Origin of the sequence: Tardiphaga sp. 215_C5_N2_1 (assembly GCF_052076055.1) — a bacterium.
Taxonomy (GTDB): domain Bacteria; phylum Pseudomonadota; class Alphaproteobacteria; order Rhizobiales; family Xanthobacteraceae; genus Tardiphaga; species Tardiphaga robiniae.
The window spans coordinates 2,423,590-2,440,326 of the sequence record NZ_CP197240.1 but is presented as its reverse complement, the minus strand read 5'-3'; the positions used below and the strand labels follow the sequence as shown (position 1 = coordinate 2,440,326).

13 protein-coding genes and 1 pseudogene are annotated in these 16,737 nt (G+C 62.0%); 5 read left to right on the top strand and 9 right to left on the bottom strand.

Annotated elements, in window-relative coordinates:
- Positions 1-108: 108 nt before the first annotated feature.
- From AB7828_RS11690 to AB7828_RS11680, 3 genes are all read right to left on the bottom strand, one after another.
- Positions 109-3,342 carry a bifunctional cytochrome P450/NADPH--P450 reductase gene (locus AB7828_RS11690; protein ID WP_441230214.1) on the bottom strand — a complete coding sequence of 1,078 codons (3,234 nt, stop codon included), beginning with the start codon at positions 3,340-3,342 and terminating at the stop codon, positions 109-111.
- A gap of 138 nt (positions 3,343-3,480) precedes the next feature.
- Complete coding sequence (locus tag AB7828_RS11685; protein WP_441230213.1) at positions 3,481-4,476, bottom strand: alpha/beta fold hydrolase; 996 nt, start codon at positions 4,474-4,476, stop codon at positions 3,481-3,483.
- 9 nt (positions 4,477-4,485) lie between these two features.
- Positions 4,486-6,027 carry a WS/DGAT/MGAT family O-acyltransferase gene (locus tag AB7828_RS11680; protein WP_439066783.1) on the bottom strand — a complete coding sequence of 514 codons (1,542 nt, stop codon included), beginning with the start codon at positions 6,025-6,027 and terminating at the stop codon, positions 4,486-4,488.
- A 477-nt stretch (positions 6,028-6,504) separates the two neighbouring features.
- Between AB7828_RS11680 and AB7828_RS11675 the strand changes: the two genes are divergently transcribed.
- On the top strand, positions 6,505-6,993 hold the full coding sequence (locus tag AB7828_RS11675; protein ID WP_309948091.1) for a phasin family protein: 489 nt from the start codon (positions 6,505-6,507) through the stop codon (positions 6,991-6,993).
- A 102-nt stretch (positions 6,994-7,095) separates the two neighbouring features.
- Here the strand turns inward: AB7828_RS11675 and AB7828_RS11670 are convergent, their stop codons facing one another.
- The 5 genes and pseudogenes from AB7828_RS11670 to AB7828_RS11650 form a co-directional block, all read right to left on the bottom strand.
- A complete protein-coding gene (locus AB7828_RS11670) occupies positions 7,096-7,488 on the bottom strand; it encodes a DUF4399 domain-containing protein (protein ID WP_441232234.1) in 393 nt (130 codons plus the stop codon).
- A 59-nt stretch (positions 7,489-7,547) separates the two neighbouring features.
- Entirely contained in the window at positions 7,548-8,207 is a 660-nt protein-coding gene (locus AB7828_RS11665) for a formylglycine-generating enzyme family protein (RefSeq protein WP_441232233.1), read from the bottom strand.
- Positions 8,208-8,645: 438 nt separating this feature from the next.
- Positions 8,646-8,957, bottom strand: a pseudogene (locus AB7828_RS11660) (adenylate/guanylate cyclase domain-containing protein); the annotation flags it as partial.
- Between the two features lie 335 nt (positions 8,958-9,292).
- Positions 9,293-10,870 (bottom strand): fatty acid--CoA ligase, encoded by a 1,578-nt coding sequence (locus AB7828_RS11655; RefSeq protein WP_441230212.1) that lies wholly within the window; start codon positions 10,868-10,870, stop codon positions 9,293-9,295.
- A gap of 109 nt (positions 10,871-10,979) precedes the next feature.
- A complete protein-coding gene (locus AB7828_RS11650; protein WP_441230211.1) occupies positions 10,980-11,783 on the bottom strand; it encodes an AraC family transcriptional regulator in 804 nt (267 codons plus the stop codon).
- A gap of 129 nt (positions 11,784-11,912) precedes the next feature.
- Between AB7828_RS11650 and AB7828_RS11645 the strand changes: the two genes are divergently transcribed.
- Positions 11,913-12,317, top strand: a complete 405-nt coding sequence (locus AB7828_RS11645; RefSeq protein ID WP_089265118.1) for a hypothetical protein — start codon at positions 11,913-11,915, stop codon at positions 12,315-12,317.
- Positions 12,318-12,385: 68 nt separating this feature from the next.
- Here AB7828_RS11645 and AB7828_RS11640 read toward each other — a convergent pair whose 3' ends face one another.
- Positions 12,386-13,258, bottom strand: a complete 873-nt coding sequence (locus AB7828_RS11640) for an SDR family oxidoreductase (RefSeq protein ID WP_441230210.1) — start codon at positions 13,256-13,258, stop codon at positions 12,386-12,388.
- Positions 13,259-13,370: 112 nt separating this feature from the next.
- Between AB7828_RS11640 and AB7828_RS11635 the strand changes: the two genes are divergently transcribed.
- From AB7828_RS11635 to AB7828_RS11625, 3 genes are all read left to right on the top strand, one after another.
- On the top strand, positions 13,371-14,180 hold the full coding sequence (locus AB7828_RS11635; RefSeq protein ID WP_441230209.1) for a crotonase/enoyl-CoA hydratase family protein: 810 nt from the start codon (positions 13,371-13,373) through the stop codon (positions 14,178-14,180).
- Between the two features lie 177 nt (positions 14,181-14,357).
- Complete coding sequence (locus tag AB7828_RS11630; RefSeq protein ID WP_441230208.1) at positions 14,358-15,902, top strand: acyl-CoA synthetase; 1,545 nt, start codon at positions 14,358-14,360, stop codon at positions 15,900-15,902.
- 22 nt (positions 15,903-15,924) lie between these two features.
- The gene (locus tag AB7828_RS11625; protein ID WP_441232232.1) at positions 15,925-16,719 is read left to right on the top strand and encodes a transporter substrate-binding domain-containing protein; all 795 of its coding nucleotides are present in this window, start codon (positions 15,925-15,927) and stop codon (positions 16,717-16,719) included.
- Positions 16,720-16,737 lie beyond the last annotated feature (18 nt).

Below are 16,737 nucleotides of genomic sequence, written 5' to 3'. Positions count from 1 at the left end.
ACAAATCGTCGCAGCGATTAATGAGAGATTGCGCGTATGGCAATTGTGACAGTGCGCGCGGGCTTTTGTGACAGCGATTGTGACAATGGAACTGGTATCAGCCTCTCGCTAGCTCCCGGCCCAGACGTCGAGCACGTAGCGATTGCGGGTGCCGAGGTCGTCGATCCAGGCCAGCGCTGCAGTGTCATCGCCGCCGCTGCGCTCGCGCTGGATCGCCATCAACGCCGCTTTCACATCCGGCTCCATCTTGCCGCCGTCGCCGCATACATAAGTAATGGCGCCTTGCTGGATAAGATCCCAGACGCGGTCCTTCTGCTGGGTGATGAGGTGCTGCACGTAGGTCTTCGGTGCATCGCCGCGCGAGAAGGCGGTGTGTAGTTCACAGATACCATCGGCAGCGAAACCCTTCAGCTCCTCGGCATACAGAAAGTCCTGATCGGGATGGCGGCAGCCGAAGAACAACAGCGCCGGGCCAAGCGTAGCACCTTGCGCCTTGAGTGCGGCGCGTTCCTGCAGGAAGCCGCGGAACGGCGCGAGGCCCGTGCCGGGTCCGATCATGATCAATGGTACCGCGGGATCGGCGGGCAAGCGGAAGCCCGCTTTGGTCTCGCGCACGATGGCATGCACGGTATCGCCGGCGCGGCGGCCACTGAGATAGTTGGAGCAGACGCCTCGATAGATGCCACGGCCGGAACGCGCGGGGCCCTGGACCACCGCCGTGGTGACGCTGCAGTGTGACGTCTCGCCTTGCGGCGACGACGAGATCGAATAATAGCGCGGCGCCAGCAGCGACAGCATTTCCAGATAGGTGTGGAACGGCAATTCGCAGGCCGGATGTTCTTCGAGGAGGTCGAACACCGATTTGCGTTTGGCGAGGATGTCACTGCGATAGCGCTCGCTCGCAGTGGGATCGTCGCCCACATAGCCGAGCAGTTTCGGCCTGGTCATCGGGCATCGGGTGTTCTCTGCCATGATCTGGATCTGCTTGCGGGTGGCGACCTGTTGCAGCTCGACGAATTCGGTGAGCAGGCGACCGACCGAGACGACATCACCGACAGGCAATTGCGCGCGGCGGCCCGTCGCGACCTGCAGCCGGATCTGGTCGTCCGGCAGGAAGCCGAAACGACGCGCGACTGCATCGACCAAAGCGGGATCGTTGCGCGGCACCACGCTGAGGTGATCGCCGACGCGGTAGCTGGTCCCGGCAGGAAGCTCGATCTCGATATGCCGCGTCGAGCGATCGGATGCGCCGTTCTGCAGTTCGCGATTGCCCAGCACTTTCATCGGGACTACGCCGCCGAGCGCCACGACGGTGTTCACCGCGCTCGGCGCGACAGGTTCGATCTGATAGAGCGGCGCATCGTCGGCGCTGCGCTCGAAGCCGGTATCGAGGCCGAATTCCTTCACCGCGAGCGGACGCAGTTTCGCAAACCAGTCCTCGAACTGACCGTCGAGATCGTCGCGCGCATCGCCTTCGCCGCGCACATAGGCGTTGGTCGCGCCGTGTTCACGCAGTCTGTCGTCGATAGTGCGCGGGATCGATTGATAGGTCGCCAGCCAGTCGCTGTTGCCGCAGCCGAACACGGCGTAGCGCACCTTGGCGAAGGCATCCTTGGGCAGATCAGTGCGGAGCCAGTTGACGAATTGCGTGGCGTTGTCGGGCGCCGCGCCGTTATAGGACGCGCAGAAGATCAGCACGCCACCCTCAGTCGGCAGCTTGCCGACGAACTCGTCGAGCGGCGCGAGTTTCGTCGCAAAGCCGTTGACCTCGGCGAGATCGGCGACGCGTGTCGCCAGTTCCTCGGCGGTGCCGAGATTGGAGCCGTACAGCACCAGCAGCGGCGTGTTATGGCTGGGCCGCGCGCGACCCGTGGCAACTGGCGCGAGTGGCGCGGCAGCCGAGGTGGCCACGTTTGTGCGGCCGGCATAGGCGCCGCGCTCGTGATCGTGGCGCGGGCGCACCTTGATCTTGAAACCATCGGGCTTGATGGTCAGCGTTTCCTTCAGCACCATCTGGTAGCGCTTGTGGTCCGTCATCTTGAAGCGCTGCAGGATCATGCCGAGCGCCAGCGCGGCTTCGTGCATGGCGAAGCCGCGGCCGATACAGGCACGCTGGCCGTTGCCGAACGGCTTCCAGGCGTTGATCGGCCGTGCGGCTTCGGCTTCCTTCGAAAAATTCTCGGGATCGAAGGCATCCGGATTCGGTCCCCAGACCGAGGGATCGCGATGCAGCGCCAGCACCAGGATGGTGACGAAGGTGCCCTTGCGGAGCTTGTATTTGCCGCCGCCGATGGTCTCGTCCTGCACCGGCGCGATGCCATAGGCCGGTGCCGGCGGCCACAGCCGCAGCGACTCCTTCAGGATCTGCGTGATGTAATGCAGCTGCGTGACCTGCTGATAGGTCGGCTTGGCGTTCACATCGGGGCCGAACACGCGGTCTACTTCCTCATAGGCCTTCTTCAGCACCTCCGGATGCTTCAGCATCGCGTAGATCGCGCATGACAGCAGACCCGACGTGGTCTCGTGGCCGGCGATCAGGAAAGTGTTGATCTGGTAGCGGATATTGACGTCGTCAAGCTGTTCGCCGGTGGCGCGGTCGACGCCGGTCATCATGGCGCCGAGCATGTCCTTCTTGGCCTCGGTCGCTTCGGCATTCTTGCGGCGCTCGGCAATGATCTTGTCGACCATGGAGTTCATGAAGGCGACGTCGCCGGCGAGATCGCGGCGGCGCTTCTGCATCCACAGACTTTCGAGCGGCAGGCCGCGGGTCATCATGATGGTTTCGAGCGAGCGCACCAGTGATTCCACGAACGGGTGATAGTCGCTGCGGTAGAACGAGTTGAAGCGATAGTCGAAACCGCAGAGGCCAATCGTGTCCAGCGTCAGCGCCGTCATGTCATGGACGACGTCGATTTCCTCGTCGGTATTGAGGCGCTCCCACTTCTTCACCAGCTGCTCGGCGATATCCACCATGCTCGGGTGATAGGACTGCATCGCGCGGTTGCCGAAAGGTTGCAGCAGGATGTTGTGGGCCTTGGTCCAGTTCGGCTCCTTGGTATCCGCCGTAAACAGTCCGTCGCCGCCGACCGCGCGGACCCGGCGCAGCGCGCCCCGCACCGCCTTGTCGAAGCGCTTCTCGTCGCTGAGCTCGTCCACCAGATCATGGCCGCCGACGATCACGATGGGCGAGCCCATCATGTCCAGCCAGAAGATCGGCCCGAGCTCCTTGGCCAGCCGCGCCAGATCCTGCACCGGCGCATTGGCGTCCAGCGACAGCATGTTGCCCACCACCGGCTTCTTCGGCGGATGCGGGATCGGGGCGAGTTTGTTGGTGGATGGCATGTGGTCGTCTTCTCCCCGCTGTCGCTTCGTCTCTTTCGTCATTGCGAGGAGCCTCTTGGCGACGAAGCAATCCAGTTTTTCTTTGTTGCTTTCTGGATTGCTTCGCTGCGCTCGCAATGACGTTGAAAGGTTTCATTCTTACCCAAACCGTCTTCGCCGCCAGTCGATCAGCACCTGGCTGACCTCGTCGGGCTTTTCCTGCTGGGTCCAGTGACCGCTGTCCTTCACCAGATATTTCTCCAGATCGGGAATGATGTTTTCCATGCCATCTGCGGAGGACGGCGGCAGCACCGCGTCGTTCTCCGCCATGATCATCAGCGAGGGCACGCGCACGGTGTGATCGAGCCCTTCGGCGCGCGCCCAGTTGGCGCTCATGTTGCGATACCAGTTGATGCCGCCGGTGAAACCGGATTCCTTGAAGGCGTCGACGAAGATCTTCTTTTCCTCGTCGGAGAGAATCTTCTGGCGCGGGTCCTTCCCGGGATCGTAAGCAGCGACCATCTGCGGAAACGCCAGATTGGTCTTTGACGACGCGCCGATGCCGCCGACGGGCGCTTCGCCCACATTCGCGTGTTTGCGTGGCATCGGCTTGCGCATGAAGAAGTCGAACGCCTTGTCGACATTCTCGCCAAAAATGCGATCCGGCTCCCGTGCGGGATCCTGGAACTGGACGATATACATCGTCTCGCCGAAGCGCTTTTTATAGATCTGCAACGGATCGACCGGCGCGCGATCGGTGTGCGGCGTATTCACGCCGACCACGCCGGCGACGCGATCGCGATGCCGCAGCGGCATCTGCCAGACGATGAAGCCGCCCCAGTCGTGGCCGACGAAGATCGCCTTGTCGATCTTGAGATGATCGAGCAATGCGACGAGATCGCCGGTGAGATGTTCGATACTGTAATCCTCGACGGCGTCGGGGCGCGACGTCGCGCCATAACCGCGCTGGTCCGGCGCGATGACGCGGATGCCGGCGGCAGCCAGTGCCTTGATCTGATGCCGCCAGGAGAACGCCATTTCCGGCCAGCCATGGCACAGCACCACAGGCGGCGTGTCGCTCATGGGGCCGGCATCGTAATATCCCATGCGAATGCCATTCAGCTTGGCGAACTGCAACGGGGGCATTTCAATCATGGTTATTCCCTAGCTGGCGGTCTTGAGAACGTCGGGCGGCGCAAACGCCGCCTGCAGCAGCGCGAATTCGTCCGGCATCATGTCGGCGAGCACCTGCACATGCGGGATGATGTTCGCGCCGGCAATGAAGCCGAAATCGAGCTGGTCGCGATAACTCTGCACGGTGATGTTCAGCGCCAGCCCATGGGTGGCGATGGAGACCGGGAAGATGTGCAGCAGTTCGGCCCCGGCCGCGTAGAGCGTTTGCCGCGGCCCGGGCACATTGGAGACCGTGATGTTGGCCGCCGGCGGCAGCACGTCGGAGAGATTGGTGCGGCTGTAGAGCAGCGCCAGGATCTGCACCATGATCGGTGCGCCCAGCATCGAGATGTTGGAGACCTGCGGCATCAATGCGCGCAGCGGATGCGACATCTCCTTGGATTTTGTCGATTGCGCGATGATCGCTTCCAGCCGCTCCTTCGGGTCCTCGATATTGCTGGCGATCGAGCAAATCATGCCAAACACCTGATTGTTCGAATCCGTGTTGCCTTCCTCGCGCAGCGAGATCGGGACTGCGGCAGTCAGCGATTTGGCGGGCAGGGCGCCTTTTTCCTTGAGATAGCGCCGGACCACGCCGCTACTGAGCGCCAGCACCACGTCATTGAGCTTGCCGCCGGCCTGCTTGGCCACAGCCTTGGCAGCCGACAGCGGCACTGAGACGCCGGCAAAGCTGCGCTCCGAGGAGATGGTTTTGTTGAGCAGCGTCGGCGGCGACAGCATGCTGTTGAGACTGTCGCGCGATTTGGGATCGGCGATTTTGGCCATCACGTCGGAGGCACTCTTCACCATGGTCGGGATCGAGCCGGCGAATTTCACCGCGCTCTCGATCTGGAACATGGCGTTGTCGAACAGGATCGAGCCGATATCGCTCTTGCCGGAGCGTGGCAGTTCGATGCCTTTTCCGGAATTCTCCAGCGGTTGACGCCAGAGCTGCTGGTAGGAGTCGATGAAGCTCGCGGCGATATCGCGCGGCTCCTGGCGTTGTTTGGCGCGCACTTCCGGCTTCTCGATCTCGCGCGGGATCGGTGTCACGTCATAGATCATGCTGGTGAGGGCCGCGCCGGCGCCGCCGTCGATGCAGGCATGGTGCATCTTCGAATATAGGCCGATCTCGTTGTCCTTCATGCCCTCGAAAACATAGAACTCCCACAGCGGCCGGGCGCGGTTCAGCAGCTTGGCATGCATCCAGCCGACGATGCGCTCCAGCGTGGGACGGTCATGGGGCGCGGGCAGGCTGCCGCGAAAAATATGACGGTCGATGTCGAACTGGTCGTCCTCGACCCAGGAGGGGTGATCGATATCCAGCGGGGCCTTTTCCAGCCGGGCCTTGAGGATCGGCGCCACATGGAGGCGCGAGGCGATCATCGCCTTGAAGTCCTCGAAGAAGTCGCCCTTGTAGTCGTCGGGCAGGCGAAAGATCGCCATGCTGCCGACATGCATCGGCATCTCCGGCGTTTCCAGATACAGAAACGACGCGTCCATTGAGGACAGCTTCCTGCTGGCTTCCGCCATGATACGTCCCTCCCTCGCATGGTCACCGACGCCTTTGCGGCGCTCTACCGATGAGTGTGCCTGCGCGCGGGGCGAATATGCAATGGCAAAGGCGAGGCGGGAGACGGGCCAGGCCCACGACTTAAGGCTGGGGTCGCCGAAGCGTTGCGGGCGCGGTTTGCCGACTTAAAGGGCAGGCGCCATTTGCCTTGCCCAGTTGGATATCCGGAGAATTCCCGGCTCGAAATGCTAAATTATAAAGCTAAATCAACACGTCAGTTGGTCTTCCGCTTCTGGGCTCTGGCGGTAGCCCGTTAATGCATCAGGCGCCGCCTGATTACCGGGCATATCACGGGTTTGTGATGTTGCGATGCACCATCGATGTTGCAGTGCATTATTTACTATGTCATAGAAGTTGCACCCCGGGCCCACAACGGCGGGACGGGGAGAGCCGAGCCTTATTTCAAGGATGGCTGAAACCCGAGGATGGAGACGAACATGACGATCGAAACCGAAACCAATTCCGCGCTGAACAACGTCAAGCAGGCTTTCGCGCCCGTCACTGAGGCGTTCACCAAGCTGCAGAACCTGGAAGTGCCCGAAGCGACCCGTGACTTCGTCAAGCGCGCTGCCGGCACTGCCAAGGACAAGGCCGCCGACTTCCAGGCCAATTCCGAGAAGGTGACCTCCGCCATCGAGACCGCTGTGTCGAACTCGGTCAGCGAAGCCACCAAGATCAGCCGCAACGTTCAGGACGCGTTCTATGCGGACGTCCAGTCGTTCTTCGCTGGCATCGACAAGCTCGCTTCGGCGAAATCGCTGAGCGAAGCCTTCCAGGTGCAGACCGAACTCGTGCGTGCTCATGGCGAAGTGCTGAGCTCGCGCGCCAAGGCGTCGACCGAATATCTCGGCAAGCTCGTGTCGGAAGGTGCCAAGACTGCGCAGGACAACTTCTCGAAGGCGACGTCGTTCGCCAAGAGCGCCTGATCCACACGCGATCAAGCGACATGAATTCGAAAGGCCCGCGCAAGCGGGCCTTTTTTGTGTTTCTGGCAGAGCAGGCCGTGCATCTCCGCGTCGGAAACATGCTCACTTGATTGTCACGGTAATCTTGTTCGAGACGATTGGCGGGTTGAAGGGATAATGAGCGCCGTCTCCCAGCACGAGCTGGAGCGTATGTTTGCCGGGGGGCAATTCGATGCGTGCTTCGGTCTGGCCCGCTCCGAAATGGAGATGCGACTTGTCCTGCGGGATCGGTTCCTTGGGATCGAGCGGGTCATTCACATCGATCAGCAAATGATGATGGCCGCTGTTCTGGAAATTATCGCCTGCATGAGTGACGCCCATGTTCCGCAAACCGAAACGACACCAGAACCCGCCCTTGATCACCGCTTTGTCCTGCGGCCACACGAAATAGAGGACCGCATCCTTCGGTGCGGACTTTCCTTGCGCATGGACTGCAAGGGGCGCCATTGACAGCATGGCGGACAACACGATGAGCCCGGTGATCCTCATCACGGATCCTTTCCTGTGGGGCGGTCTCAGGACGAAATGGCAATCCGGAAGCCGTGGGTCGGATATCGCACATTGGTGTCGTAGCCATCGCGGCTTGCGGGTCGGACGTAACGCGCATCGTTTTTCCAGGAGCCCGATCGAATGACGTGTGAGACGCAGTCGTTCTCGACCCATGGCGTGCCGTTCTGCGGGGCACCCTGATAGTTCTTGTGCCAGCAATCCTCTGTCCATTGATTGACGCCGCCACCCATATCGTAGAGTCCGAATGGATTTGGCTTCAGGCTGCCGAGCTTGAGCGGTTGTTCGGCGGTGGCATCCGTGCAGTTCTTGCAATTGGCCATGCCGGGCTGCAGCTGATCGCCCCACCAGTATTTCGTTTGTGTGCCGCCACGCGCGGCATATTCCCATTCCGCTTCGCTCGGGAGCCGGAAGGCTTTCTGCGTTTCCTTCGCAAGCCACGCGACAAACTGTTTTGCATCGGTCCAGCTCACATCCGTGACCGGAATGTCGTCCCGCCCTGTCACCAGAAACGCGCATGCATTCGCAGCAGCGCACGCGTTCCACTCCCGAACCGAGACCGGATACTTGCTGATAGCGAAGGGCTTGATCGTGACCTGGTGTATCGGCTTTTCCGATATGTCGTCATTGCTGCCCATCGCGAAGGTCCCGCCAGGGAGCGGGACCATGACGGGCTCTATGACCGGCTTTGGTGGTGCTGGCGGCGGGGGCGGGGCAGGCGTTACCGCCGGAGCAGGTTCAGGCCGGGCTTGCTTGGCGGCGGGCGCGGGCGCTGATCGGGTGCTTGCATTCCCTGTCTCTTGCTGAGGCGCCGCGGGAGCTGACGCCTGATTGCCGATTTCACCGCGCGGGTAAGCCCTCATGTACCAGACGCCGGCGCCTGCGAGAGCCAGCAGGATGGCGCAAAACGAAACGATCAGAACATGTTCACGCCGCTTCCGTGCCTTGTTGAATGCCGCGGGATCAGGAAGCACCCGGTAAACGCGCACCGGGTCGGTAATGTTCTTGATCTTGCGATCTCCAAGCGATTCATAGCCGCAGACGAGCTTGTGCTTGATCTGCTCGTAGATGCCACCCGAGATGTACACTTGGCCCGGGTCGGCAATCCCCTCGAGGCGCGCAGCGATATTGACGCCATCTCCGAAGACGTCATTTGGCTCGATGATCACGTCTCCCAGATTGACGCCAATGCGATATTCGATCCAGGAACTCTTCGGCAGCGCAGCGTTGCGCCCGATCATGCTTTGCTGGATGACGATGCCGCACCGAACGGCTTCGACCGGACTGTCGAATATCGCAATGAATCCATCGCCAGTCCTTTTGACGAGTTTGCCGTCGTGCTCGGTAATGCTCGGCTCGATGAGGTCACGCTCGATGCGCTTGACGCGCGCATGCGTTTCTTCCTCGTCGAGTTCCATGAGGCGGCTATATCCGCAGATGTCCCCCACAACGATCGCCGCAAGGCGACGCGGCGTTCCGACGCGCGGGGTGGCAGGGTCCTTACCCCTGCCTGAACTGATGTCACGAATCTCGCCGCGCATGACTTCGCGCCTCTACAACGGACACACGAGGTTCACTAGCCGTTCGGTCGACCGTCATGACGCTACGCTCAACGTCTCCGTCAGACAATTAGCTGAAAACGCAAATTGGCTGATCCCGGAGGAGCCGCGCGGTAGCGAGATGACGACGTTCCTCGCATTCGCTGTATCGATATACCCAGCGCCGACAGATAAGGCGGTAGCTACACAGGTTCTCAGTTCACCTGCCGCTCTTTCCCCACCCAATAGGGATCGCGCAACTGCCGTCGCAGGATCTTGCCCGATGCATTGCGTGGCAATGCTGCGATGAAGTCGATGGTCTTCGGCGCCTTGAATCCCGCGATGCGCTCGCGCGTGAACTTCATCAGGTCGGTTGCGCCGAGCTCCTTGCCGGGCTTCAGCACCACCACGGCCTTCACCGCTTCGCCCCAGGTATCGTCGGGAATACCGATGACGGCGACTTCGGCGACATCCGGGTGATCGCAGATCGCGCTCTCGACTTCGGCGGGATAAATGTTCTCGCCGCCGGAGATGATCATGTCCTTGATACGGTCGTGGATGTAGAGGAAGCCGTCTTTGTCGAGATAGCCGGCGTCGCCGGTGCGCAGCCAGTTGTCGCGGCCGAGCGTGCGCGCGGTGGCGTCCGGCAGATTCCAGTAGCCGACCATGTTGGACGCCGAGCGCGTCGCGATCTCGCCGACCTCGCCCATAGGCAGCTGTTTGCCGTCGACATCGAGGATGGCGATTTCGATTCCCGGTAGCGCCTTGCCGGCGGAACGCATGCAGTCGCGGCCCTCGACGTGATCTTCCGGGGCGAGCACCACGATGGTACCGGTGGTCTCGGTCATCCCGTACATCTGCACGAAGCCGCAGCCGAATACGCTGATGCATTCCTTGAGCAGGGCGGCAGGGATCGGCGATGCGCCATACATGATGTAGCGCAACTTGCTGAAATCCATCTCCCGCGCACGCGGCTGCCGCACGATGAACTGCATCGCCGCCGGCACCAGGAACAGTTTGCTGATGCCGTAGTCCCGGAAGAAATCGAGCGCCTTGTTGGGATCGAACTCCCGCGCGATCACGCTCTTGGCGCCGTGATAGAGGCCGAACACCGCCCAGCCGACGCCGCCGATATGAAATACCGGCATCGCCACCAGCGAGACGTCGTCGGCGGTCCAGACGTTCCAGTCAGGGTTCTCGTCGGTGCCGCCGATGCGCAGCAGTGAGAGGAAATTCTGATGCGACAGCATCGCGCCTTTCGGCTTGCCTGTCGTGCCCGACGTGTAGAGCTGGATCGCGACATCGTCCTTGGTCATGGTGAGGTTCGGGTCGCGCTCGCTCTGCGCGTCGCGCCAGGCCGTAAAATCTTGCCACTCGGTTGCGCCGCCTTCCATGGTCATGACGATACGCACGCCCGGCATTTGTGGCTTGAGGCTGCGTACGAGATCGACGAATTCCGGTCCGACGAACAGCACCTGTGCCTTCGCGTCGTCAACGATGAAGGCGATCTCCGGTCCGGCGAGCCGCCAGTTCACCGGCGCCGTCACCACCTTGGCCTTCACGGCGCCAATCAGCAGTTCGATGAAGAGGTCGCTGTTCTTGCCGAGATAGGCGATGCGCTCATTGGGCTTGACGCCGAGCGCGATCAGCCCGTTGGCGACGCGGTTGGCATTGCGATCGAGTGATCTGTAGCTGGTCTCGCGGCCCTCGAACACCAGCGCAATTGAATCGCCGCGCGTCTGTGCTTGCACGCGAATGACATCGGCCAGCGTGGCCGCTTCCGCAACGGACATGTGTCTCCCTCCCGCAGTTTATTAGTTGCGGCGAGTGTGAGGGCGTCCGGTTGTGCTGACAAGATGGGAAAGGTGCTGCGGTGCGGTGAGACAGGTGCCGGGAGGTCGTTCAGCCGACGTTGCGCGTCCTACGCTGTTTTGCAAAATAGCGCGCTGGCGGCTCGCCAAACGCTCGTCGAAACATCGCGATGAAGTTGCTGGACGTGGCATAGCCGAGCGCTTCGGCGACATCCGCGACGGGTTCATTGGCGGCCAGCCGTTCCAGCGCCAGCGTGAGACGCGCCTGCTGCCGCCACTGCGTGAAGCCCATGCCGGTCTCCGTCATGAAGATGCGACGTGCCGTTCGTTCCGACAGGCCAGCCCATTCGCCAAGCTCATGCAGCGTGCGCGCGTCATGCGGCCGCCTGATCAGCGCATTGGCGATACGCAAGGCGCGGACATCCGTCGGCATCGGCAGATGCAGCGGCTCCTGCGGCGCACCGCGGATTTCGTCGAGCAGCAAGGCCACGACGCGCGTCTGCGCCGGCGTGAGCCGATCCGCATTCGTCCAACCCGCAGCGCGCCTGACGAGCGCGCGCAGGAGATCGCTGACACCCATGACGCAGGGCTGCGACGGCAATGTCCGGCTCGCGGCCGGCGTCAGGAGCACGCCCCATCCGCTCAGTACACCGCTCAGGGTCACCTTGTGATGGAGCCCGGGCGGCAGCCAGCCGATGCGCTGCGGCGGCAGTAGCCACGAGCCCTGTTTCGTGTGCAGGCGGATCAATCCGCTTTCGATACAGAACAACTGGCCGCGGCGGTGATGATGCCAGTCGAGTTCGCGGGTGCCGAGCCGAAATGCATCACCGGGCTCATCGCTGCCCCAGATAGCGATTGCGGATGGTCCGTCGAGGCGCTCGGTGAGCGAGGTCATGACACCATGCCTTTTCAGAACCGCTCCAGCCTGGCCGGTTCTCATTATTTTGCGTCCGAATGTCGTTAACGGGTTTGAGCGACGAGGTCTATCTCCGCATGCGGATCAACGAACAGTCAGGAGACGACGATGAGCCTCGATAGCGGTGCCTTTCTCATTCACGATGTTGCGGCCTTCCCGATCGTGTGGGTCCGGCATGATGAGCTTCAGCCGGGAAGTGCGGCGCAGTGGGAGGTCGAGATGGACGATCTCATCGGCCGCAAGCAGCCTTTCGTCATGATCATGGCCAGTCATCATCATGATGAGGCGCATGAAGATCGCAAGGCGAGGGGGCTTTGGCTCAAGCGCAACAAAGCGACGCTCGCGCTGCTTTGCCGTGCCATCATTGCCGTCGAGCCGAATGCCGTCACACGCGTTCTCGTGGAGGCCCAGTCGGCACTTGCGACGAAGGCGTTCGGCATCAGTTCCGCGGTGGTCGCATCCGAAGACGAGGCCATGAGGGTGGCGCGCGAGCGGTTGCAGGTTGCGCGTTGATCAAAAAAAACAAAGCGAGGCCTCCCGCATGGGAGAGCCTCGCTGCCGGTCGAGTTATTTTGCGGCCCTTACCCCCGCTGCGCCTTGTCCTTTTCGTTCTGCGCCTTGATGCTGTCGCGCGCCTGGATCCATTCGGCATCGGACCAGTCGCGCAGCTGATAGAAGTTGCCGCCCATGGCGAGCGCCTGCGCGCCGTCCATGGCGATGGTCTCGCCTGATATCCAGTCGCAGCCGCCGGAGATCAGGAACACAGCGAGATTCTGCAGCTCTTCCATCTTGCCGACGCGGCCCATGGGATTCCATGCGCGGGTGCGGGCACCGGCCTCGTCGCCGGGCTTGATGCGCTTGCTCATGCCTTCGGTGGGGATTTCGCCGGGCGCGATGGTGTTGAGGCGGATGCCGTAGCGGCCCCATTCGGTGGCCAGCGACATCGTCATGGCATGGATCGCCGATTTGCTCATGGCGGAGGGCACCACATAGGGGCTACCATTGCGCACCCAAGTCACGGTGATCGAGACCACATTGCCCGGCACCTTGTCGGCGATCCAGCGCCGGCCGACCGCATGGGTCATGTAGAACGTGCCGTGCATCACCGTGTTGGCGACCGCGTCGAAGCCGCGCGCCGACAGGTCCTGCGTCCGCGAGATGAAATTTCCGGCGGCGTTGTTGATCAGGTCGGTGAGGGGACCATCGGCCCAGATGCCTTCGATCATCGCATCGACAGCCACGGCGTCGCGGATGTCGACGCCGTGGCTGGAGACCTTGCCGCCAAATTCCGCCATCAGCTCGGTTGCGGTCTCGTCGCATACAGCCTTGCGGCGACCGCAGATATGCACTTCGGCGCCGAGTTCGAGGAATTTCGCCGCCATCGATTTGCCGAGACCGGTGCCACCGCCGGTGACGAGGATTTTTCGGCCTGCGAGGAGCTGCTGATTGAACATGGGAGGGTCCTGCTTTAAGAGGATGCGGACGGGTTAATTAGTTGATTGACTAAACCCGATACCGCTTGCGTGTAAAGCGGGAAGAAAAACAAGTCTAGGAAGGAAACCACCCATGGAAGACCGCATCTCTGTGTCCATGACGGATGGCGTTGCCGATGTTCGGCTGGTCCGCGCGGACAAGATGAATGCGCTGGATGCGGCGATGTTTGCGGCATTGGTCGATACCGCCGAGCGCCTGAGCCACGAGAAGGGCCTGCGCGCGGTCGTGCTGTCCGGCGAGGGCCGGGCGTTCTGCGCCGGCCTCGACATGGGACGATTCGCCGCGATGAATGAGAGCGGCGGCGACGGTATCGGCGGCGGTCAGAAGCGTGACCTCGCGCTGCGCACGCACGGTCTTTGCAATCACTCCCAGCAGGCGGTGTGGGGCTGGCGTCAATTGCCGGTGCCGGTGATTGCCGCTGTGCATGGCGTCGCCTTCGGCGGCGGCTTCCAGGTCGCGCTCGGTGCCGACATGCGCTTTCTCGCGCCGGACACGCGCATGTCCGTCATGGAAATCAAATGGGGCCTGGTGCCCGACATGGCAGGTACGCCGATCCTCGCTTCGCTTGTGCGCGACGACATCCTGCGCGACCTCACTTACACCGGCCGCATCTTCTCGGCACAGGAAGCGCTGAGCTACGGCCTCGCCACGCGCATCTGCGACGATCCGCGCGCCGCAGCGCTCGAGACGGCGCGCGAGATCGCCGGCAAGAGCCCGGATGCGATCCGCGCCGCCAAGCGCATGCTCAACAATCTCGCTATCGATCCCGGTCCGGCGCTGCTCGCCGAATCCGTCGAGCAGATGAAACTGATGGGCGGACCGAACCAGACCGAAGCCGTGCGCGCGAATATCGAGAAGCGTGCGCCGAAATTTGTGGATTAGCCCGCGACATTCTCAGCCGTCATTGCGAGCCTTGAGAAAGTTGGACTTCCAACTTTCTTTGGGCGAAGCAATCCAGAAAGTCACAAACGAAGACTGGATTGCTTCGTCGCAAGGGCTCCTCGCAATGGCGGCGAAGAGTTCATCAAAAATCAAAAACAAAAATCTGGAAACGTATCCATGTCGATAAACTCCCTCTTCCAAGGCGTCATCTCAGGCGATCGCCGCCGCGGCTTTGCCGAACTGACCGAACGTGCGAGCCGCATCGCCGGCGGGTTGTCGCGGCTTGGCGTCAAGCAGGGCGACAGCGTCAGCATCCTGATGCGCAACGACATTGCGTTTCTCGAAGCGGCCTATGCAGTGGCGCAGCTCGGCGCGTACGGCGTACCGGTGAACTGGCACTTCAAGCCGGAAGAGATCACTTATGTGGTCAAGGACTCCGGCAGCAACGTCCTGATCGCTCATGCCGATATGCTGCATCAGCTGCGCGAGGCGATCCCGCAGGGCATCGTGTCGCTGAGCGTGCCGACGCCGCCGGAGATCGTCGCGAACTACAAGGTCGATCCCGCACGGCTCGGCACCCCGGACGGCGCTATCGATCTGGAATCCTGGCTCAAGGAGCAGGCGCCCTATGACGGCCCCGCGCTGCCGCAGCCGCACAACATGATCTACACGTCGGGCACCACGGGTCATCCCAAGGGCGTGCGCCGTTTCGCGCCGACACCGGAGCAGGCGGCGTCCGCCGACCAGATGCGTGCACGCGTCTATGGCCTCAAGCCCGGTGCACGCGCTTTGCTGCCCGGGCCGCTCTATCACTCGGCGCCCAATGCCTTTGCGCTGCGTGCCGGGCGCCTCGGCGGCGCGCTGGTGATGATGCCGCGCTTCGATCCTGAAGAATTCCTGCGCGTGGTGCAGGACGAGAAGATCGACACGATTTTCATGGTGCCGACTATGTTCATCCGGCTGATGAAGCTGCCGGAGGACATCCGCAAGAAGTACGACATGTCGTCGCTGCGCCACATCATCCATGCCGCCGCGCCGTGCCCGGCCGACGTCAAGACCGCGATGATCGACTGGTGGGGCCCGGTGATCTACGAATTCTACGGCTCCACCGAATCCGGCGCGGTGACCTTTGCGAATTCCGAAGACGCGCTGAAGAAGCCCGGCACCGTCGGCAAGATCGCGCCCGGCGCGGAATTGCGCTTCCTCGGCGACGACGGCCAGATCCTGCCACAGGGCGAGATCGGCGAAATCTATTCGCGCATATCAGGCAATCCGGATTTCACCTATCACAACAAACCCGAAAAGCGCGCCGAGATCGACCGCGACGGTTTCATCACTTCGGGCGATGTCGGCTATCTCGATGCCGACGGCTATGTCTTCATCTGCGATCGCAAGCGCGACATGGTGATCTCCGGCGGCGTCAATATCTATCCGGCCGAAATCGAAGCTGCACTGCATGCCGTGCCTGGTGTGCATGACTGCGCGGTGTTCGGGATTCCCGACGAGGAGTTCGGCGAGTCGCTGATGGCGGTGATCGAGCCGCAGCCCGGCGTGGTGCTCGACCTGGCGACAGTGCGCGCGGACCTCAAGAAGGCGCTGGCCGACTACAAAGTGCCGAAGCAGATGGAGATCCAGAGCAATCTGCCGCGCGAAGACTCCGGCAAGATCTTCAAGCGCCGGCTGCGCGATCCCTATTGGGCCAAAGCTGGGCGGACGATCTAGGAGGATGATGATGCGCGTGGCAATGATTGGAAACAAACTTGCCGCGCAGATCGCGGCGATCGCTCTCCTGGTGGCAGCGTTTGCCGGTCCTGCAGTTGCCGTCGATCTCGAGCCGAAGCAGATCCTCGCACCATCAGGCAAGCTGCGTGTCGGGCTCTATCCGGGAACACCGACGTCTATTCTCGTATCGCAAACCGAAGGCCCGCGTGGTGTCGGTTACGATCTCGGCAAGGAGCTCGCGCGCCAATTGGGCGTGCCCTATGAGCCGGTGGTGTTCTCCAGGAATGCCGAGGTTCTCGAAGCGGTGAAGACAGGCGCGGTCGATGCCGCCTTCACCAATGCGTCGGCCGCGCGTGCGAAGGACATGGATTTCGGCCCGTCTTATCTGGAAAGCGATCTTGGGTATCTCGTCGCGAAAGAGTCCAGGGTTGCGGGGCCCGATGATGTCGATGTCAAAGGCGTCCATGTCGGCGTCACCGCCGGAAGTTCATCCGATGCCGTTCTGTCGCGCGATTTGAAGAATGCCGAGGTCGTTCGCGTGCCGGCCATCAGGCTTGCGCCCGGCCTGCTGATGGCCGGCAGCATCGATGTGTTCGCCACCAACAAGGCGACACTGTTTGAACTCGCCGAACAGGCGCCGGGGGCGAAGGTGCTGGAGGGACGCTGGGGCGTCGAGCGGCATGCCATCGCGATCCCCAAGGGGCGCGATGAGGGGATGGCATTTGTCCGCAAATTCACCGAGGATGTGAAGGCGCAGGGACTGGTCGATGCGGCCATCGCACGATCCGGACTGCGCGCTGCGACCACAGCCAAGTAGCTATATCAAGTAGCAACG